Below are 20,922 nucleotides of genomic sequence, written 5' to 3' on the forward strand. Positions count from 1 at the left end.
AAAAACTATCAACTGCTGACAATTTGGTTTTGCTAGGGGTAAACGATTGATAGTTTACCCCTTTTTTATGGCTGAATACTTTGGGTTATTAACGTTTAATTATTAGCGTTCAAATTTAGGCGAATAAATAGAATAAGCGGTAATTTGTCCGGCCATGATGGCAGAGAACATAAATAATGCCGATAAGCCTATGCTAGGGATCGGCAAAATAGATTGCTCAAAGACTGATTGACTAGCACTGACCAAAACGCGACTGCCGGGCACTAGTACGATGATCCCTTGCAGAATATAAATCGAACCTGTGAGGTGCATTTTCTTGGCAATCCAAGTGCCATATAAAGTAATAATGACGGTTGTGAGCCAAGTGCCCACAATCCAACCACTGCCAAAGCCTAGATAATATGGCCCCCACATACCCAGTATGGCTACGGGAAGCCCGAGTAACATATCTTTTGGGCGGGCGTTAAAGATAACACCAATAGCGATGGATATGATGGGTAAGCCGGCAATGTGTAGCCAGACGGGTACATCATTGGTATAGCTAAGGTGCTCCGCAACATGCCAAATGGATTCACCTATGTGAACTCCCATGAAAATGCCAATAAACAGCTTAATTAGGGTTAACATACTTTGCCCAAGCAAACTGGTCCCAGAAACAAGATCGTTAAAGGCAAGGCATTCTAGGGCATTGGCAATGGATAATCCGGGCACAAATAATATGATTGCCGCAATACACAGAGCATACACAGGGATGGGCAGCCCAAAGCTAGCTATTGCTGCGACACAAATCCCCGTTAATAGCGCCGCAATAAATTCCACCGCAATGGTGCGGCGTCCATTAAGCACTTGCTGACATCCCCATACCATTAGCCCTAAAAATATAGAGACAATGATCGCTTCTAAGGTGCTACCAATGAGTATTAAAAATGCGGGTGGTATGGACATATTGGCAAACGCAACCGCCCAAGCAGGATACCGGAAAGGCGTTTGCACTTTGGCATCAGAGGGTTTTCTCAAACGGCCAATAGTTTGCGCCAGCAGACTCAAATCAATAGAAGCGGGCGAAAGGCGCTTCATAATCACATTATTATGCAGCTCCGGGAACTGATAGTTAATTGATGTCGGCAGGGCTTGCACCATGACGGAGATGCCTTGCTGCTTGGCATAAGATTGAGTGAATTTTTCTACTTTATAAGGAGGACAACCGCTTCGATGAAGAGTATTTCCAAATTCAACAATATCGTTTAATGAGTCTTGATGTGACATGCCACAAGCTCTAGTGGGGGAACTTGGCGCGAATGTAACAGATTATCCTCACCCGCACCAAGGGCTTATTATGTGCTTTTGTGGTTCAGCGATAAATTTTAATCGTTATGTGCACTAACCCAACTCTACATCTTTAGGCATCAACTGGAACTCTTCAATTGAGCCTATTTCTTTGCCTAATTCAAGATGCGGAGCATCGTGATGTTGGTTGCCTTGTGTATGCATTACTAACCTATTAGCCGTTCTTGGTTTGAGTTGATTGACGACAAAGCGAATCATGTCTGCGCGAGTTAAGGTGCTGATTTTCTCAACCACTAATTCTCGATTATTAAACTCTTTATCCTTATTACCTATGGATACCCAAAATCGTTGACCTTTGGTGCGTAGGTTATTATCCGGAGCCATAATCTGGTTAAGTAGCCCTTGTTTACTGTTTTGCCACTGCGCTTCGGTAAGCTCTAATAGCACCATATAAAAGGCGTTGAGAAACTCATCAATAGAGGCAACAAGATCGATAGGCGCTGCCACCGGAGATTGCACATATACCACAATGCCGGGGATTCGGTTTAGCGGCATATTGCCCGTACCCACCATATAACCCAATTGCTGCTTGGTGCGAATTTCATTAAAGAATGCCGATGACATTAAATGGTTGGCTAAGGTAAAGGTTGCGATTGATAGCGGCTGAGAATCTTGCCCTTGATAATAAATAGCCACGGCAGAGTCATCTTGATTGCAGTGAATCTCTTTTTGGAAAGTGCCCTTATTACCTAGTTTAACCAATGGTCGTAATGACTCTTTGTATTGCTGGTTTTCCATACGCAGCGCATTTTTTAAATCATCCGCTAGAGCGTGCGCGGCATCACGAGTCCAGTCGCCAAACACAAACATTTCCACATATAGCTTGCCAAGAAGTGTTGCAACAAACTCTGGCAACTGCTCGACAGTGACCTCTTCTAAAGCATCAGCTAATACTTTTGCTGGTGGGTTATTAGGTTGTAAGATCCCCGATAATTGATTGAACAACTGAGATAGAGGGCGATCTTTACTGACATTACGAAATTTGCGTAGCATCTGTGCTTTAATAATATCAAAGCGTTGTGAATCAAAGTTACGGGTTGCAAACTTATCAATGATCATCTTTAGCAGCTGCGGCTGTTTTTCACTAAAGCCTGAGATAGTCAGTGTTAACCCGCCTTGATGAGCATAAATGTTGTAACTCATACCGGCAATTTCTGCCTGATAAGATTGGCGAGATAAGGTTTCCATAAATAATTCAACACATAACCGAAGCTTAACGATGTTGTGTGGAGTGTTGACAGAACACGGACTGTCTATCGCAATATACAAAGAACCTTTAGGCACACGAAAGTCAGGTTCTTGAAGGTGCCATAACCTAAGCCCCGGAAGCTCTTCGATAAGAACGGGTAAAGCGTCATTCCCTTGTAATGGCTTAGGATCCAGATCATAACAGATGAACGGGTTTTTGCTCGGCAGGGCAAATTCTTCACACGCGACTGGATTTTTCCAACGCTTAATTTGTTGCTCTGAAAATGGCTGCACACTGTAAGGGGTGAAATACCATTTGGCTTGTTTATCGTACTCAAGGTCTTTTGCCGTTACCCATACTCGAAGGTTTTCGATGCAAAAATATGGCACAAAGCTTTCGATTAATGCAAAGTCAAAATCACTCATGCGATAGTCGCCATACAGCACTTCATCAACAGGGAAGCGTTGTAAGTTCATCACTAGGTAACTGGCTAGATCCATAGGTTTTATCGACTCTTGAAAACGAAAAGCCGATTCTAGAACCGCTTGTTTCTCGCCATAGCGCCATTGCTCTATGCCTTGAGTAAACACTAGGTTCATATATGAGAAAATCAGCTCTACGATTTCGTCGGTATGCTTTAATCCTTCTTCGGTAAGAATACAGCCGATGCTAAATTCGCGAAAATTACTGCCACTGATCCCACCTCCGGCAGCCAATGAAGTAATCCAGTGCTTATTTTTTAGAATTAGAGTCAGGCTACCGGGGCCTTCATAGCCAATTAAATGCGCAAAATAGGAGAGAGGTTTGGTGGCGTAGTACTTTTCCATATTGGGAAAAGAAAACGATAGACTCAGTTTACGAACGTCTTTTTCCGGCTCGACTTGGACATAAAGTTGCTGCTGATCTGGCGTGAGTAATGGTGTGGTGACGGTCTTGTCACCAAAACCGTTATTTTTAATATCAGAAAATTGCTGTGTGGCAAAAGTTTCTAATTCATCTAAAGATTGTGGTCCAACTAATACAACGGTCATTAACTGCGCGCAATATTGTTGCTCGTAGAAAGTGATTATTTCATCCCTAATTGTGCCACTTTTATCGTCACTGGCTTCATGATCACTGAGCGTATCTTCATTGCCGACAGAAAATTTAGAAAAGGGGTGCGCGGGATTGACCAACTCTTTTTGAACTTGATAGAAGCGGCGAGAGTCATCGTGAATTTTCATTTGATATTCAGAGTTGACCGCTTGACGCTCTTTATCTAGAGCTTCTTGGTTAAACAGTGGCGAGATAAAAAACTGGCTAAAGCGAGACAGCGCCGGCTCGAAAAACTGTGGCAAAATATCAAAGAAAAAACAGGTATGTTCGGTACCTGTCCAAGCATTGTTACTTCCGCCGTGCTGGCTGATGAAAGTTTGAAACTCACCCACTTTAGGGTAGGCTTTGGTGCCTAAAAACAGCATATGCTCGAGATAATGCGCTAAGCCTTCACGATCGCTAGGATCATCAAAGTGTCCGACCCTTACCGCAAGAGAGGCGGCAGAACGTTGAGCTTTAGGATCGTGAACCAATATCACTTTGATTTGGTTATTTAGAGTAATAGGGCGGTAGCTATTATTATCATTCGGGCTTTGATGCACGTAACGCACTCCTTGAATTCTCTAGGGTATCGAGAGTTCAAAATTGATTGAGATAAACTATTGTTTTATATGTTAAGTATGGCGGAGCAATGATTTCTAGCAACTTAAAAGTAAATTTTTATTGAAATGTTGCCTGAGTCAGAGATAACCCCTAGCTTTATAGTGTACTCTTTGAATTAGCCGTCACAAGTTTAGGACAAAAATGAACGTATATATCATGCGCCATGGAGAAGCAGGAAGCTTTGCATCAAGTGATGCGGAACGTACTCTGACCTCACGAGGAGAAACGCAATCTTTGCAGGTTGCCAAAGCCGTGGTTCAGCAGGGCGTGAATCACTTTGATTTAGTACTGGTGAGCCCTTACATTCGAGCTCAGCAAACTTGGGATATAATTAAAGGTCAGTTTTCGGCAGGTAAAGTTGAAGAGTGCGCTGATATTACCCCGTATGGGCAGTCAGAAGATGTTTATCAATATGTGTGCGCGATTGCCGAAACGCAGCAGCCTCAATCAGTATTGTTAGTATCTCATTTGCCATTAGTGGGTTATTTAACCGCTGAATTTGTCAATGATATGACAGCGCCGATGTTTCCGACTTCGGGTTTTGCTGCGATTAACTTTGATTTAGAAAGTAGTAATGGTGAGCTAATGTGGCACATTGCGCCGTAGAATTACGCAAGAGAACTGCTCCATAGAGTTACGACTAAACATTAGACCGAATAAAAAACGGCGACCAAATCGGTCGCCGTTTTACATAGTCCAATATATAGAATCAGAAAGGTACTGATACCAATTGTAGCAATTCTCTGATCAGCCTAGCGGGTTTTAACACTTGATAACCGCGTTGAGATTTTTGATTGTAGAATAACGACTTATCAAAAATATTCGCCTTGTCCTCAAATGTTTTTCCTGCGCTATTTCTGATCATTTAATTACTGTTATTGGTATGAGAATTATCGCTCAGGAATCGACAGTAGAACTAAGAGTGCGCCAGCGCCGCCAAATTCTAATGGTGCTTGATGATAAGCCATGACATCTGGGTGCTGGGCAAGCCAAAGCGGCACTTTTTGTTTTAAAATGTGCTTGCCAATACCATGCATCACACTGGCACAGTGCACATTTTCTTTGATGCAGTGCGCAATCATGGCACCTAATTCACGTTTTGCTTCTTGCTGAGTCATGCCGTGCATATCTAAATACACATCCGGCACATACACGCCGCGACGCAGACGCTTCACTTCATACTTGGATACATCACTTCGCGCATAACGGGTTGGGCCATCTTCACTTAGCAGTGGTTCAAACTCATCAGAGAAGAAAAATTCATTGTCTTTTGCTTCTCGGTCAAACCTTTGTTGCTGTTTTTGTTTTGTTTCTCTTTTTGGCGGTTGGATTATGGTATCCTGTTGAAACTTTTTAACGCCTTGTACTGCTTCTTTAAACAAAGCAAAGTCATCTTTATTTGGCTTGTCTGTTTTGTTCATGGGATAAGTGTTCTGAATCTATCTTTGATTGGGCAGTATTGTAGCGCTTTTTGGAGAAAGTTTTGGATAAGATTTTTGTAGATGAAGCAGTGTCGGAACTTCACACACTGCAAGACATGATTCGTTGGACTGTCAGTCGATTTAACGCGGCCGGCCTATTTTATGGTCATGGCACAGATAACGCTTGGGATGAAGCGGTTCAATTGATCCTGCCTTCTCTCTACCTACCTTTAGATGTGCCACCGCACGTTTTAAGTTCTCGCCTAACCAATAGCGAGCGTTTACGTATAGTAGAACGAGTGATTCAACGCATTAACGAACGTACGCCTACCGCTTATATTACTAATAAAGCATGGTTTTGTGGCATGGAGTTCTTTGTTGATGAGCGTGTATTGGTGCCTCGTTCACCGATTGGTGAATTGATTGAAAGTCAGTTCCAGCCATGGTTAGTAGAACAACCTACGCGCATTATGGATATGTGTACTGGTAGTGGCTGTATTGCGATTGCGTGTGGTCATGCATTCCCTGATGCTGAAGTTGATGCAATTGATATCTCTAGTGATGCACTGGAAGTGGCAGAGCAAAACATTCAAGATCATGGCCTTGAAGGGCAAGTAACACCGATTCGTTCTGACTTATTCCGTGACTTAGTTCAGGAAAAATACGACCTTATCGTGACCAATCCACCGTATGTGGATGAAGAAGACATGAACAGTCTTCCTGAAGAGTTTAAGCACGAGCCTGAGTTAGGGCTGGCTGCCGGTACTGATGGATTAAAATTAGTTCGTCGCATCCTTGCGAATGCGCCAAATTACTTAACTGAAAACGGATTTCTTATCTGTGAAGTAGGTAATTCAATGGTGCATATGATTGAACAGTACCCAGACATTCCATTTACTTGGATTGAATTTGCTAACGGCGGACATGGCGTATTTATGCTAACTCGCGAGCAGTTAGTGGCATGTGCTGATGAATTTGCCTTGTACATTGATTAATAAGTGCGTTTAATTAAGTACAAAGGCTAGCGAGACCGCAATTAAAGTACGGCATCCAATAGGGTGCCGTTTTTTTTGGTCTCAGCTCTGTTGTTGTCAGGATCTTTGGTATAAAAGCTCTTTACAATAGAGTGTGATAAAGACAGTATGAAAGCATTAGCTTGTTTAAAATAAAATTGCAATGAGGAAGTAATGGCAGGAAACAGTATAGGCCAGCATTTTCGCGTCACCACTTTTGGTGAAAGCCACGGTATCGCATTAGGTTGTATCATCGATGGATGCCCTCCAGGTTTAGCGCTTACAGAAGCCGATCTTCAAAAAGATTTAGACCGTCGTCGTCCAGGTACTTCTCGTTATACAACGGCTCGCCGCGAACCCGATGAAGTAAAAATCCTTTCAGGCGTATTTGAAGGCAAAACAACCGGTACATCCATTGGATTATTGATTGAAAATACCGATCAACGCTCAAAAGATTACTCAGAAATTAAAGATAAATTCCGTCCCGGTCACGCAGATTACACTTATCATCAAAAATATGGTGTACGTGATTACCGAGGTGGTGGTCGCTCTTCTGCGCGTGAAACTGCGATGCGTGTTGCGGCAGGTGCGGTCGCGAAAAAGTATCTTGAGCAAGAATTTGGCGTCGAAATCAAAGCATATTTGACCCAGATGGGCGATGTGACCATTGAAACGATTGATTTTGATGAGATTGAAAATAACCCATTCTTCTCACCGGATGCCGGTGCGGTTGATAAGTTTGACCAACTGATTCGTGACCTTAAAAAAGACGGCGATTCTGTAGGTGCTAAACTTCAAGTAGTGGCTAAAAAAGTCCCTGTTGGTTTAGGTGAGCCTATTTTTGACCGTCTGGATGCTGATATCGCGCACGCATTAATGAGCATTAATGCTGTAAAAGGCGTTGAAATTGGTGATGGCTTTGAGGTTGCTGCGCAAAAGGGCACTCAGCATAGAGATGAGTTAACCCCACAAGGGTTTGCTTCTAACCATGCTGGTGGCATTTTAGGTGGCATTTCAACAGGCCAAGATATTGTTGCCAATATCGCTTTAAAACCAACATCAAGTATCACAGTGCCGGGTAATACGATTAACCGTCAAGGTGAAGCGACGCAACTGATCACTAAGGGTCGTCATGATCCTTGTGTTGGAATTCGCGCAGTGCCAATTGCCGAAGCGATGCTCGCGATTGTACTACTCGATCACTTGCTACGTCACCGCGGCCAAAACCACGGCGTAACCACTGAAACACCTGCAATTTAAATAAAATAACAACTAGCGTCACCAGTGGCGCTAGTTTTTCTAGAAACCTAGAAACCTAGAAACCCAGAAACCCAGAAACCCAGAAACCAAATTCCATTTCCTCTAATATAGACAGTACCTTCATGCACGACTACAACGATCTCATCTCCATCTTTGATAATACATTTTATGACTCATTTAATACCCGCTTAGTATTAGGAGGAGATGAACCTATTTATCTGCCTGCTGATGAAGAGTTTGATTTTCATCGTATTATCTTTGCTCGTGGATTTTATGCCTCTTGCTTGCATGAGATAGCTCATTGGTGCGTAGCAGGACCACAAAGACGTTTATTGGAAGATTTTGGGTATTGGTATGAACCAGATGGTCGCGATGCGGCCACTCAAGCACAGTTTGAAGTGGTTGAGATTCGTCCTCAAGCATATGAATGGATTTTGGCACAAAGTGCTGGGTTTCGTTTTCAGGTAAGTTGTGACAATCTACAGGGAGATGTAGAACCTGATAGATTAGGTTTCACCCAAAAAGTACATAACGAAGTTATCGACATTTTAGAGAAAGGCTTGCCAACTAGGGTTAAGATGCTTTCTAATGCGCTGCGGGATTTTTATCGTGTCCCTTCACTTACTCAGGAAGATTTTAAGGTAGTTTAAACCATGATTTTACAGCTCGAAGAACAATTGCTGGATACCATTGACCAAACTGTTGCGACAGCATCGGATGATGAGTTGTTTGCTGGTGGTTATTTACGTGGTCATATTTCTCTTGCAGCCGCTGATTGTGAATATGAAGCCGTGACAGATGTTGCTGTTTTTAAACAAAAAATAGAAAAAAGCCTAACGGATGCACAAACAGAATTGACTCCTGCCGATCGCGTTATTGTAGCGGATATGTGGGATTCTTTATCTAAAGCATTGGTATAACTAATACGCTATATTTTATCGGCTATAGACAAAATACATGACTTAATAAGGAACATTTAGTTATGAAAATCATCGCTTTTGGCGCAAGTACTAGCTCAAGCTCAATTAATAAAACATTAGCGGGTTTTGCCGCGCAGCAAATTTTGAACGCAGATATTGAAGTGCTCGATTTAATTGATTTTCCTGCGCCAGTATTTAGTGAAGATACTGAAAAAGAGCTAGGTAAATCAGAGTCAGCGCAGCGATTGCTGGCAAAAATTGGACGCGCAGACGCCATTATAGTGTCGTTTGCTGAGCATAACGGCAGTTATACCGCCGCTTATAAAAACTTATTTGATTGGGCTACGCGCATTGAGCGTAATGTCTTTCAAAATAAACCTGTGTTGTACTTAGCGACATCACCGGGTCCTGGCGGCGCAAAAACGGTACTTGCTAGCGCGTTAGCTTCCGCGCCACATTTTGGCGCACAAGTGAAAGGTTCGCTCTCCATTGCCAGTTTTTATGATGCATTTGATGTTGAGAAAAATGACTTCAAAAATGACGAGCTTAGAAGCCAGTTGCAACAAGTGGTTGCCGATTTGGTGGAAGGATTGGTATAGCGCCTGCTGTAAGCTGTGTTAGTGATATAAAAAAATGGGCTCTTATGAGCCCATTTTTACCTTCTGTTTTAACCTTTAGCTATCGGTCTTCCTTTTCTGAGCTTTCTTACCCACATGCGGCTTGGATGCAGTGCTTCCAGTATGTCGGTTGCCATCGGGATAGGGTAACCGAGCATTTGCGAAGCAAGAATCTCCGCGACTAATGGCGCTGAGGTCAGCCCTCTAGAGCCCATTCCAACTAAACAAAATAGATTGCTGTATTGGCTGACTTTACTTGGCTCAGGTTTATTGCGTGGATAGCGGTCTGCCAAATTGGCGTATTGCTCAAGTATCTCTGAAAATTTACCCACATTACCGGCAAAGGGCAGATGATCGCGCGAAACACTGCGGATACCTTGCCTAGAGTCATTGTCACTAATATCAACATCAGATGGCCACGGCTGTTGTGGCAAACACTGCTGAAGTTTTTGTGCATTTTGCTGTTGAGCTTGTTCATCGTATTCGGTATTAATGTTGCGACTATCGTAGCTCGCGCCAATGCAGTGATGATCAAGTGGACTTTTTGGCGTGAGATAACCGTCATAACACAGTACGGTCTTTAGCTTTTGTAAATTCTCCGTGGTTGGAATATGGCTCACTTGACCTTTAACCTTACCCAGAGGAATGCGCTCAGCTTGGATAAATTGGTCAAAGCTGTGTCCATTGGCGATGACGACGGCGCTATGTGTGTGCGTGCCTTTAGACGTCGTCACTTGCCAGTTATCTTGGTTTTGTACCTGTTCCAGCTCCGTCACTTCACATTCTAATTTCAAAGTGAGCTTGGAACTTGCACAGAGCAGTTCAATTACGCCTTGAGTACATTGCAAAGGGGAAAGCCAGCCACCTTGAGGATAAAACAGCGATTCATATGAGCAGTCAAGACCACTACTTGCTTGTGTTTGCTGTGCATCTTGGGCTGTGACAAGTTCATTAGGAAATTGCCCTTGCACTATCTTGGACAGTTTTTTACGTTCATCTTCATTCCAAAACAGTTGGGTGACGCCACACCATTGATGATCAAAGGGTGTTTTTTGCGCAAGCTGTTCATAAAACTTCCGAGCATAAATAAAGCCATTAGCAAACACCTGCGAAACAGTATTATGCTCACCATTAAGCAGCGGATATACCGCGCCTTGTTTGTTTCCCGACGCGCCATTTGCCAGTTCTTTATCTTTACAATAAAGGGTAACTTGCATGCCCTTTTGAATAAGGGAATACGCCAAGCAGGCACTCGCAATACCGCCACCTATAATGGCAATGTCGTTACTATCTGTCGTTGAATTTTTGATAAGAGGCTTGCGATCAAAAAGGGGTGAAATATTGCTATAAGCTTGTTTATCACGCATAACACCGGCAATCATTTCTCGCTTATGAGCAAAACCTTTGACTTTTTTCATGTCAAAGCCCGCTTCAATAAGTCCACGACGCACAAAACCTGCGGCGGTGAAGGTGGCAACCGTACCATCTTGCTTTGCCAGTTTTGCCATGCCGTTGAATAAATCTTGGTTCCACATTTCCGGGTTTTTACTTGGCGCAAAGCCATCTAAAAACCAAGCGTCAACCAGACCATCACTATAGGTTGGGACAACTGGCAGGGTTTCTTTGATATCACCAAGCCAAAGATCTAACGTGATCGCGCCGTCAGCAAGGATTAAACGCTGGCATCCCGGCAAAGCCATAGGGTACTTTTGCTGTAATTCTACGGCGTATTTCTCTAGCTCAGGCCAAGCTGCGTGCGCTTGTTTTAGGTCATCCAATGTCACTGGAAACTTCTCAAAGCTAATAAAATGCAATTGAGTTAGAGCTGCTTGTGGATTTTTTTCTCTAAATTGCTCAAACTCTTCGCATACAGCAAGAAAGTTGAGACCAGTGCCAAAGCCGGTTTCGGCAATCACGAAACGGCTTTGTTGATGCTCTTGCCATCTTTGTGGAATATGGTTTTGCGTCAGAAACACATAGCGAGTCTCGGCAAGACCGTCGTTATTTGAGAAATAGACATCGTCGAATTGCTCTGAGATTGGTGTCCCAGAGTCGTTCCAATCGAGTTGTGCGTGTTTTATTTTAGGCATATAGATCATAGAATGAGTCGTTAACTACAGAGATTGTACAAATATCTAGGAAAGCTGACCACTTTATCCTGCCTTTCTAGGTATTATCTAGCGGAAAATTTGAATTATAGGAATGTCACATGAAACGAGTCGTGATCACTGGTATGGGTATTGTTTCCAGTATCGGTAACAACGTCGAAGAAGTACTAGAGTCTCTAAAAGCTGGCAAATCTGGTATTGAAGCCTCAGAACAATTTAAAGAAAAAGGGCTACGTTCACAGGTTTGGGGTAGTTTGAAGATCAACCCAGCTGAGCATATCGACCGTAAACAGATGCGTTTCATGGGTGATGCTGCGGCGTATGCGTTTATTTCTATGGAACAAGCGATTGCTGATTCAGGTCTAGCACCAGAGCAAGTGTCTAACGAGCGTACTGGTATCGTTGCAGGTTCAGGTGGTGCATCATCATTAAACCAAGTTGCGGCAGTTGATATTCTAAGAGAAAAAAGCGTTAAGCGTGTAGGTCCTTACATGGTAACGCGTACTATGGGTTCTACAGTTTCAGCTTGTCTTGCAACACCTTTTAAAATTAAAGGTGTGAACTACTCAATGAGTTCAGCATGTTCAACTTCTGCTCACTGTATCGGTCACGCTATGGAGCTTATCCAGCTTGGCAAACAAGATGTTGTTTTTGCTGGTGGCGGTGAAGAACTAGACTACAGCATGTCAATGATGTTTGACGCAATGGGCGCGCTTTCAACTAAATATAACGATGAGCCAACTCGCGCTTCACGTACTTATGATGCAAACCGTGACGGTTTTGTTATCTCTGGTGGCGGCGGCATGATGGTTATCGAAGAGCTAGAACACGCTCTTGCTCGCGGCGCAAAAATCTATGGTGAACTTGTGGGTTACGGTGCTAACTCTGACGGTCACGATATGGTGGCTCCATCAGGCGAAGGTGCGGTTCGTTGTATGAGAATGGCTCTACAAAACGTAGATTCAGTGGATTACGTGAACACTCACGGTACTTCAACACCAGTAGGTGATGTGAAAGAGCTTGGCGCTATTCAAGAAGTGTTCGGCGGTAACAGCCCTGCAATTTCTGCAACAAAAGCCATGACAGGCCACGCACTTGGTGCGGCAGGCGTTCATGAAGCTATTTACACAGCGCTTATGCTTGAGCACGGTTTTGTGGCTCCAAGCATCAACATCGAGAATCTTGATGAAGCGGCTGCAGGTCTTGATATCGTGACTGAAAAACGCGATCAAGAACTTAAAACAGTAATGTCAAACAGCTTTGGTTTTGGCGGCACTAACGCAACACTAGTATTTAAGAAGTACGAAGCGTAATTTTTTACTCTTAAATATGATAAAGGCCCGACAAGCATTGCTTGTCGGGCCTTTTGTTTATTATTATCCTGTTAGTTATCTAAATAAGCGCGAAGTAGTACAAATGAAAATCGTAATTGATGAAAACATGCCTTATGCCAAAGAACTCTTTAGTCAGCTAGGTGAAGTAATCGCTTTATCGGGACGCACCATCAGCGCCGATGACCTAGTTGATGTTGATGCTTTGATGATTCGTTCTGTCACCAAAGTGAATGAACAATTATTGTCAAAAGCCAATAAGCTGAGCTTTGTTGGTACTGCTACGGCAGGTTATGACCACCTTGATCAACAAGCATTGCAAGATAAGGGCATTACTTACACTCCTGCGCCGGGATGTAATAAGGTCGGCGTTGCCGAATATGTCATTTCATCACTTATGGTACTAGCCCAGCAGCAAGGCTTTTCTATCTTTGATAAAACGGTCGGGATTATTGGGGCAGGGCAAGTGGGGAGTTATTTAGCGCAATGCCTACAAGGTATTGGCATCAAAGTATTGCTCAATGACCCATTAAAAGAAGCACAAGGCGACTCACGTCCGTTTACGCCATTAAATGAGCTACTAGAGCGCAGTGATGTGATCTCTTTGCATACGCCGATTACGCGTCAGGGCGACTACCCAACTCATCATTTAATTGATGATGTGCGTTTACAGCAAATGCGTGCCGATCAGATTTTAATTAATGCCGCTCGTGGCCCTGTGGTTGATAACCTTGCGTTAAAACATCGCTTGCAAAAAAATGACGGTTTCACCGCAGTATTAGACGTATTTGAGTTTGAACCTGAGGTGGATTTAGAGCTTCTTCCTTTGCTTGCTTTCGCCACACCGCATATTGCAGGTTACGGCTTGGAAGGTAAAGCGCGTGGCACCACCATGATTTTTAATTCGTTCTGCCAACACATTAACAGTGATTTAACCGCTAATGCAGCCGATCTTTTACCGATGGCGCCAGTACCACAAATGCATTTATCTCGCCCTTGGGATGAAGCAACACTGCACAACCTCACACAATTGATTTATGATGTGCGCAAAGACGATGCTCTGTTTCGAAGAAAAATCGGCAAAGCAGGTGCATTTGATAAAATGCGCAAAGAGTATTGGGACCGCCGAGAATATGGCGCGGTGACGCTAACAGGTGAAGCGTCTTGTAACTTGCAACCCTTGCAAGAATTAGGTTTTAAGGTAGAGGTAAGTAAATGAGTCAAAAATTTAATGTGGCTATTCTAGGCGCAACCGGAGCAGTAGGCGAAACACTTCTGGATGTACTTAAAGAGAGAGATTTCCCAGTAGGAGATCTACATTTACTGGCCAGTGAACGCAGCAAGGGTAAAACCTATCGCTTTGATGGTAAGAGCATCGAAGTACAAAACGTAGAAGAGTTTGATTGGTCTCAGGTTCATATTGCGCTGTTTTCAGCCGGTGGTGAACTTTCTGAGCGTTGGGCTCCAATCGCAGCCGATGAAGGCGTGGTAGTCATTGATAATACTTCACAATTTAGATACGACTACGATATTCCTTTAGTGATTCCTGAAGTGAACCCTGAAGCCATTGCTGAGTTTCGTAACCGTAACATCATTGCTAACCCAAACTGTTCAACCATTCAAATGTTGGTTGCTTTAAAACCAATCCATGATGAAGTGGGTATTGAGCGTATTAATGTCTCGACTTATCAGTCAGTGGCAGGTGCAGGTAAAGCAGGTATTGATGAGCTAGCAGGTCAAACAGCGAAGCTATTAAACGGTCGCCCAGCAGAACCAGATGCTTTTTCTCAGCAAATTGCGTTTAACTGTATTCCACAAATTGATGCATTTATGGATAACGGTTACACCAAAGAAGAAATGAAGATGGTGTGGGAAACACAAAAAATCTTTAACGATCCTTCAATTATGGTCAACCCAACTTGTGTTCGTGTACCGGTATTCTACGGTCACGCAGAAGCGGTACATGTTGAAACTCGTGCGCCAATTGATGCTGCTCATGCTATTGAGTTGTTTGAACAAACCGAAGGCATTGAAGTCTTCCCAGGCGAAGACTTCCCGACACAAGTACGTGATGCAGGCGGTAAAGATCATGTCATGATAGGGCGCGTTCGTAACGACATCAGCCATCAAAGTGGTTTGAACTTGTGGGTTGTTGCTGACAACGTGCGTAAAGGCGCGGCAACCAATGCTGTGCAAATCGCAGAATTATTGATTCGTGATTACTTTTAAGCATCAAATCCTTAGATTAGAGCGCTTTTAAGACCCATCATTTTTAAAGCCATCAGTGAGTTAACTTGCTGATGGCTTTCTATTTTTGGTAACTCAACACCCATCACTTGACCGTTAATCGAATTTTAGGCACATTTTTGACGTAAATTATCATCCTGTAGTTGTCTTTTACACAAAACTTTAGCAAATTAGAGCTATTCACCGCGAAAGGGAAATCAAGTTGCGCACTCAAATGGAATTGTATCGTCGTACGCTTATTGTAATAGCATGTCTTTGTTTTTCGGTCGTATCGCACGCCGAAGAGATTCGCCTTGTTGGGCCTGATGGTCACCTGCAAGCTGTTCCTACCTATGTCGTACCAGATGCACTTGATGGTACCGCGCTTAATCGTGAGCAAAATAAACTTTCTACTCAGCGTACTTATGGCCCAACGGCCATTGATGAAACACTGTGGTCTATTGGCAAAAACGTCCGAAGCAGTGACAAGCAGTCTGTTTATAAAGTCATTTTAGCCATTTATAAAACCAATCTAGTTGATTTTGAAGATCGGAATATTCACCTGCTAAAGCCTGGCAGCATTATCAATATTCCAACCGATGCAAAGATTGCACAGCAGAGCATTGCCGAAGCGGTACGTATTTTAAAAATACACGCCAAGAAACCCAGCTATCTTGCCAAAATGGCTGAGAAAAATGCCCCAACCGAAATTCATGTCGAAGATTTAGGTGCGCGTAAGATCCAGCAAAAACAGATTGAGTTTTTACAGCAGCAGTTACAATCCTCACAGCAAGAATTCAGCTCTTTACGACAAAATAATCAACAGCTTCTCAATGCATTGGGCAGTATTCGCACCGATGTTGTGCAGCTAAAAGGGCAGCTTGATTTAGAAACTCAGCGACGCGCGAGTGTTGAGAAGACCCTCAGTGAACAAAGTAATACCCCTGCTGAAGAACAAGAACAAAGCTCCATATTCACCAATGTTTGGGTGATTATTGCCTTGTCCGTTGCGGTAACAGCTTTGGTTATGTTACTGATTATTCGAATGATGCTGTCAATAAGACCAGTTCCTCAGCTTGGCAATGAGCCAAGTCAGGTTAAAGCATTAAACCCCGCTCCTGTGCCGTTAACCGATAATGATCCTGAGATTGAAAATGTTGAGCCTTTGGAAAGTCAACCTAAACCTGAGTCTTCTAAAGTTGTTGCAACAGACGTTAAGGACAGTAGCGAAGCAAATTATGAATCGAATAAGGGAACAGTAAATCCTTTAGATAAAGAATTTGAGGAAGAGCTGGATAAAATACTGGCAGACAAAGCGGATGTTCCTGATGAGCAAGAAGGTGAGCAACAAAATGATGCTGACTCCCAAAATGATGAGCCGCTAGCCACTGAACCGTCAGCTAAAGTCACTGTCAATGATGATGATCTGCCAGAATATGGCGAGAAAGAAGCGCTCGCAGATGCGAAAAAAGAAGCTCGTGAATTATTAGCAGAAGATGAACAATCAGACGAGCAAACTAGTGAGCCGGAGCCTGAATCTATCGATGTGAGTGCGCCGACCGAGCCTGTTACTCAATATAAATCCATTGCTGAGGTGATTGCCGAAGTTGATGCGGAGCCGGCGGTTAATCCCGATGAAGAAGAACTTGATTTACGGGTTGGGCTAGACGAATTTCCTGATGTTATCGGCAAGGTTGAGCTTAAAGATGTCGACATAGAAGGTGAAGTATCCAGTCAATTAGACTTAGCTTCTGTCTACATTCAAATGAACGATTTCAACCATGCCCGCAAGCTATTAGGCGCGGTTATTGATAAAGGCAATGCAGAGCAACAGCAACGTGCTCAGCAGTTACTTGATTCTATTCATTCTTAATATGATATTTGAGGCAATCAAGGACTTAGTTTATACTGCCGAGCCTAAATTTTAACTGGATAGTTTCTGATGAGAATCGCGCTCGGTATTGAATACGATGGTGCAAAATATTATGGCTGGCAACGACAAAATGATTTTGACTCTGTACAAGGTCGTTTAGAAAAAGCCTTATCAACCGTCGCAAACCATCCAGTTGAAGTTCAATGTGCTGGTCGTACCGATACTGGAGTACACGGCACAGGGCAGGTGGTGCATTTTGATACCACAGCATCAAGAAAGTTAGTAGCATGGCAAATGGGCGCAAATGCCAATTTACCCAGTGATGTAGCGGTGCGCTGGGCCAAAGAAATGCCTGAAGAGTTTCATGCGCGTTTTAGTGCCACTGCCAGACGTTACCGATACATTATTTATAACCACAGTTTACGTCCTGCTATTCTTGCTAAGGGTGTGAGTCACTATCATGGCGATCTTGATGTGGATAAAATGCATCAAGCGGCTCAGTTCTTATTAGGCGAAAATGATTTTAGCTCTTTTAGAGCAGCGCATTGCCAGTCAAATAGTCCATTTCGCAATATGATGCACATTAACGTTAGTCGTCATAATCAATATATCGTAGTGGATATTAAGGCGAATGCGTTTGTTCACCACATGGTGCGTAACATTGTTGGCAGTTTGCTCGTTGTAGGTCGAAGTGAGCAACCGGTAGAGTGGATGGCATGGCTACTGGCACAAAAAAATCGCAGTTTAGCGGGCGCAACAGCGAAGGCGCACGGCTTATATTTGGTAAAAGTGGATTATCCGCAAGATTTTGGCCTACCAGAACTTCCTATGGGACCGCTGTTTTTACCTGAAGAAATGTGACGAAAAGCAAAGTTAATATCAATTTAGCGTCATTTTCCTGTCATAATTAGGCGTTAACGGATAGGTACAACCAGTTTTTTATCTACACTCGAGTGGATATATGGTTTAATCCTTGCAAATTATCAACCTCTTGCCTTTTAGGCGAGAGCTTAATGAAAAAGGTCTTTCATGAGTTGGATTGAGAAGATTTTCAATAAAAGCAGTATTTCACCGTCTCGCAAAGCGAATGTTCCAGAAGGTGTGTGGACTAAATGTACCTCTTGTGAGCAGGTTTTATATCAGGCAGAGCTACAACGTAACTTAGAAGTATGTCCTAAATGTGATCATCACATGCGTATTTCTGCACGTACACGCCTTGAGAGCTTTTTAGACGCAGATGGTCGCGAAGAACTGGGGGCAGAACTAGAGCCTCAAGATAAACTGAAGTTTAAAGATACTAAGCGTTATAAAGATCGTATTACGGCTTACCAAAAAAGCAGTGGCGAAAAAGACGCATTGATCGTAATGAAAGGCTCTTTGCATAACATGCCAGTAGTGGCTTGTGCCATGGAATTTAAATTCATGGGCGGCTCTATGGGTTCTGTTGTTGGTGCACGTTTTGTGCGCGCAGTAGACGCGGCGATTGAAAACAACTGCGGTATGGTTTGTTTTTCTGCCAGTGGTGGCGCGCGCATGCAAGAGGCATTAATGTCTTTGATGCAAATGGCCAAAACCAGTGCTGCTCTTGAGCGTCTTTCTAAGAAAGGCTTACCGTTTATTTCGGTAATGACTGACCCTACGATGGGCGGTGTATCGGCAAGTTTTGCTATGCTAGGTGACATCAACATCGGTGAACCTCGCGCAGTAATCGGTTTTGCGGGTCGTCGTGTTATTGAACAAACTGTGCGTGAAGACCTTCCTGAAGGTTTCCAAACGAGTGAGTTCTTATTGGAGCATGGCGGGATCGATATGATTGTTGATCGTCGTGAAATGCGTCAATGTGTGAGTGGTTTGCTGGCTAAAATGACTAACCATTCATCACCTGTGAACATTTTGGGGCAACAAGCTTCAAAAGAGGCTCAATACGAAGTACCCGTAGCGCCAGAAAAATAGTACAGTACTCATTATCTACCGTTTAAGCGTTATATAGATTGATGAGTTCATATATCCCACAAGCCACATCATCCTTAGCGGTGTGGCTTGACTATTTACAGTCCATCCATACCAGTGCCATTGACTTAGGTCTTGACCGCATTTCTCAAGTGGCCACACAGGCACAGCCGAGTTTAACTAAACCAGCCCCTAAAGTGATTACCGTTGCCGGTACTAATGGCAAAGGTTCAACTTGCGCGATTATGGAAGCAATACTTCTTGATGCAGGTTACAGCGTTGGCGTTTACAGTTCTCCCCATTTAATTCGCTACAATGAGCGTGTTCGTATTAACGGACAAGAATTGGATGAGCAGTACCATGTGGATGCCTTTTGCGCTATAGAAGCTTTACGAGGCGATATTAGCCTGAGTTTCTTTGAGTATGCGACTCTTGCAGCCTTGCATCTATTTCAGCAACAAAAAGTGGATGTTGTGGTATTGGAAGTTGGATTAGGTGGTCGATTAGATGCGACCAATATTGTTGATCATGATGTCAGTGTGATTACTAGCCTTGCTATCGATCATGTTGACTGGCTTGGTGACGACATTAATGTCATTGGCTTTGAAAAAGCCGGTATTTTTAGATCAGGCAAACCTGCCATTTGCGGGCAACCCAATGCCCCAATGACTGTCGCAGCGCACGCTGATGATATTGGCGCGACTTTGTATCAAGTCGGCTATCAATATGAATATGAAGAAAAAGAGTCATTGTGGAATTGGCAGTCGGGTAGCTTTGATGTTAAAGACTTGCCTAAACCCAATCTACCGCTTGCTAATGCCGCCACAGCGCTGATGGCATTGGGCGTGTCGGATTTAGAACTGACGGATATGAATATTGTGAATGGGCTAAACAAGGCTCAGTTGGCGGGAAGAATGCAATATTTATCCCATGCGCCCACCATTATTCTTGATGTGGCTCATAATCCACATTCTGCTGAGTATCTTGTCACTCAACTTCAATCTAAATACCCACAGCAGAAGATTCGCGCTGTGATCGGTATGCTTTATGATAAAGATGTGGAAGCGACGCTTAAAGTGCTATCAAATTGCACAGAGCATTGGTATCCCGCATCACTACAAGGCCCAAGAGCAGCCTCTGCTCAAGAACTCTGTCAACACTTAGCTGATAACACGAAAGCTTATGATAATCCTGTACTCGCATTTGAGCAGGCGCTTAGTGATGCAAGCAAAGAAGACGTTATAGTGGTAATGGGTTCATTTTTTACCGTAGGTGCCGTGTTAGAACATTGGCAAACAAGGAGTAACAATGGCGAGTAAATTTCAAAATCGCTTAGTCGGGACTATCGTCTTGGTTGCCGTAGGGGTGATTGTGCTCCCGGATATATTAGATGGAGAGAAATCTCACTATCAAGAGCAGTCTGTCGCGATTCCTATTAAGCCTCAGCTTGAGTCTGAGGTTGAATCATTTGCGGTGGTTGATCCTGTAGAAGAAGAGGTTTCTTTACCGCCAGAACCGGTGGAAGAGGTGATTCATGAGCATCATACTCAACAAAAGCATACTCAACCAGCCAAACACGTTGCAGAGGTGAAACATCACACAAAAGCTGCAGCAAAACCGACAGTGCATCATAAACCTGAAGTTGTGAAGGTTAAAGAGCGCAAAGTTGCAGAGCGCAATCAGTATCAAGACAGTGGTTGGATTATTCAATTAATTGCGCTTCGCAGTGAAGATAATGCAAACACAATGGCCAAAGATCTGCGTAATAGCGGTTATCGTGCAAATGTTGTGAAAGCGAATAACTTTTATCGAGTGATGGTCGGTCCGGATGTATCCCGTTCTAAACTCGAAAAACAACTGCCTAAATTGAAAAAGCTCTCGGGCGCTCAAGGGCAGATCCAGACATTTAAGCCACTAAAACCATAAAGAAAACGTTTGCGTCGCGCATTTTTCTGTTAGAATGCGCGCC

The 20,922-nt window shown here is 43.4% G+C and carries 18 protein-coding genes; 14 read left to right on the forward strand and 4 right to left on the reverse strand.

Annotated elements, in window-relative coordinates; genetic code table 11:
* Positions 1-102: 102 nt before the first annotated feature.
* Both A9260_RS00160 and A9260_RS00165 read right to left on the reverse strand, forming a co-directional pair.
* A complete protein-coding gene (locus A9260_RS00160) occupies positions 103-1,266 on the reverse strand; it encodes a threonine/serine exporter family protein (protein WP_068694993.1) in 1,164 nt (387 codons plus the stop codon).
* A gap of 114 nt (positions 1,267-1,380) precedes the next feature.
* Positions 1,381-4,173: an insulinase family protein gene (locus A9260_RS00165; protein ID WP_068694995.1), complete on the reverse strand. Its 2,793-nt coding sequence runs from the start codon at positions 4,171-4,173 to the stop codon at positions 1,381-1,383.
* Positions 4,174-4,375: 202 nt separating this feature from the next.
* On the opposite strand from A9260_RS00165, the gene sixA reads away from it, so the two are divergent.
* Positions 4,376-4,840: a phosphohistidine phosphatase SixA gene (gene sixA, locus A9260_RS00170; protein ID WP_068694997.1), complete on the forward strand. Its 465-nt coding sequence runs from the start codon at positions 4,376-4,378 to the stop codon at positions 4,838-4,840.
* Positions 4,841-5,124: 284 nt separating this feature from the next.
* On the opposite strand, the gene smrB is transcribed toward sixA, so the two are convergent.
* Complete coding sequence (gene smrB / locus A9260_RS00175; RefSeq protein ID WP_068694999.1) at positions 5,125-5,655, reverse strand: endonuclease SmrB; 531 nt, start codon at positions 5,653-5,655, stop codon at positions 5,125-5,127.
* 62 nt (positions 5,656-5,717) lie between these two features.
* Here smrB and prmB point away from each other — a divergent pair, with 62 nt between their 5' ends.
* The 5 genes from prmB (at position 5,718) to A9260_RS00200 (ending at position 9,447) form a co-directional block, all read left to right on the forward strand.
* Positions 5,718-6,650 (forward strand): 50S ribosomal protein L3 N(5)-glutamine methyltransferase, encoded by a 933-nt coding sequence (gene prmB, locus A9260_RS00180; RefSeq protein WP_068695001.1) that lies wholly within the window; start codon positions 5,718-5,720, stop codon positions 6,648-6,650.
* Between the two features lie 192 nt (positions 6,651-6,842).
* Positions 6,843-7,928: a chorismate synthase gene (aroC, locus tag A9260_RS00185; RefSeq protein WP_068695003.1), complete on the forward strand. Its 1,086-nt coding sequence runs from the start codon at positions 6,843-6,845 to the stop codon at positions 7,926-7,928.
* A 122-nt stretch (positions 7,929-8,050) separates the two neighbouring features.
* Positions 8,051-8,578: an elongation factor P hydroxylase gene (locus A9260_RS00190; protein ID WP_068695005.1), complete on the forward strand. Its 528-nt coding sequence runs from the start codon at positions 8,051-8,053 to the stop codon at positions 8,576-8,578.
* 3 nt (positions 8,579-8,581) lie between these two features.
* Positions 8,582-8,848 carry a YfcL family protein gene (locus A9260_RS00195; protein ID WP_068695007.1) on the forward strand — a complete coding sequence of 89 codons (267 nt, stop codon included), beginning with the start codon at positions 8,582-8,584 and terminating at the stop codon, positions 8,846-8,848.
* Between the two features lie 62 nt (positions 8,849-8,910).
* A complete protein-coding gene (locus A9260_RS00200) occupies positions 8,911-9,447 on the forward strand; it encodes an NADPH-dependent FMN reductase (protein ID WP_068695008.1) in 537 nt (178 codons plus the stop codon).
* Between the two features lie 68 nt (positions 9,448-9,515).
* Here the strand turns inward: A9260_RS00200 and mnmC are convergent, their stop codons facing one another.
* The gene (gene mnmC / locus A9260_RS00205) at positions 9,516-11,555 is read right to left on the reverse strand and encodes a bifunctional tRNA (5-methylaminomethyl-2-thiouridine)(34)-methyltransferase MnmD/FAD-dependent 5-carboxymethylaminomethyl-2-thiouridine(34) oxidoreductase MnmC (RefSeq protein ID WP_068695010.1); all 2,040 of its coding nucleotides are present in this window, start codon (positions 11,553-11,555) and stop codon (positions 9,516-9,518) included.
* Between the two features lie 119 nt (positions 11,556-11,674).
* Between mnmC and fabB the strand changes: the two genes are divergently transcribed.
* From fabB to A9260_RS00245, 8 genes are all read left to right on the forward strand, one after another.
* Entirely contained in the window at positions 11,675-12,886 is a 1,212-nt protein-coding gene (gene fabB, locus A9260_RS00210) for a beta-ketoacyl-ACP synthase I (protein WP_068695012.1), read from the forward strand.
* A gap of 103 nt (positions 12,887-12,989) precedes the next feature.
* The gene (locus A9260_RS00215; protein ID WP_068695464.1) at positions 12,990-14,123 is read left to right on the forward strand and encodes a 4-phosphoerythronate dehydrogenase; all 1,134 of its coding nucleotides are present in this window, start codon (positions 12,990-12,992) and stop codon (positions 14,121-14,123) included.
* Positions 14,120-15,133, forward strand: coding sequence for an aspartate-semialdehyde dehydrogenase (locus tag A9260_RS00220; protein ID WP_068695014.1), 1,014 nt, complete (start codon positions 14,120-14,122; stop codon positions 15,131-15,133). Before A9260_RS00215 ends, A9260_RS00220 begins: the two co-directional genes overlap by 4 nt.
* A 232-nt stretch (positions 15,134-15,365) precedes the next feature.
* The gene (locus A9260_RS00225; RefSeq protein WP_068695466.1) at positions 15,366-17,003 is read left to right on the forward strand and encodes a FimV/HubP family polar landmark protein; all 1,638 of its coding nucleotides are present in this window, start codon (positions 15,366-15,368) and stop codon (positions 17,001-17,003) included.
* A gap of 69 nt (positions 17,004-17,072) precedes the next feature.
* Entirely contained in the window at positions 17,073-17,864 is a 792-nt protein-coding gene (gene truA, locus A9260_RS00230; protein ID WP_068695016.1) for a tRNA pseudouridine(38-40) synthase TruA, read from the forward strand.
* A gap of 168 nt (positions 17,865-18,032) precedes the next feature.
* Positions 18,033-18,956 (forward strand): acetyl-CoA carboxylase, carboxyltransferase subunit beta, encoded by a 924-nt coding sequence (accD, locus tag A9260_RS00235; protein ID WP_068695018.1) that lies wholly within the window; start codon positions 18,033-18,035, stop codon positions 18,954-18,956.
* A 38-nt stretch (positions 18,957-18,994) separates the two neighbouring features.
* Positions 18,995-20,272, forward strand: a complete 1,278-nt coding sequence (gene folC, locus A9260_RS00240; protein WP_156683980.1) for a bifunctional tetrahydrofolate synthase/dihydrofolate synthase — start codon at positions 18,995-18,997, stop codon at positions 20,270-20,272.
* Positions 20,262-20,879 carry an SPOR domain-containing protein gene (locus A9260_RS00245; RefSeq protein WP_068695022.1) on the forward strand — a complete coding sequence of 206 codons (618 nt, stop codon included), beginning with the start codon at positions 20,262-20,264 and terminating at the stop codon, positions 20,877-20,879. The genes folC and A9260_RS00245 overlap by 11 nt, the downstream gene beginning before the upstream one ends.
* Positions 20,880-20,922: the final 43 nt, after the last annotated feature.

This window comes from Vibrio sp. UCD-FRSSP16_30 (assembly GCF_001676025.1).
Classification (GTDB): domain Bacteria; phylum Pseudomonadota; class Gammaproteobacteria; order Enterobacterales; family Vibrionaceae; genus Vibrio.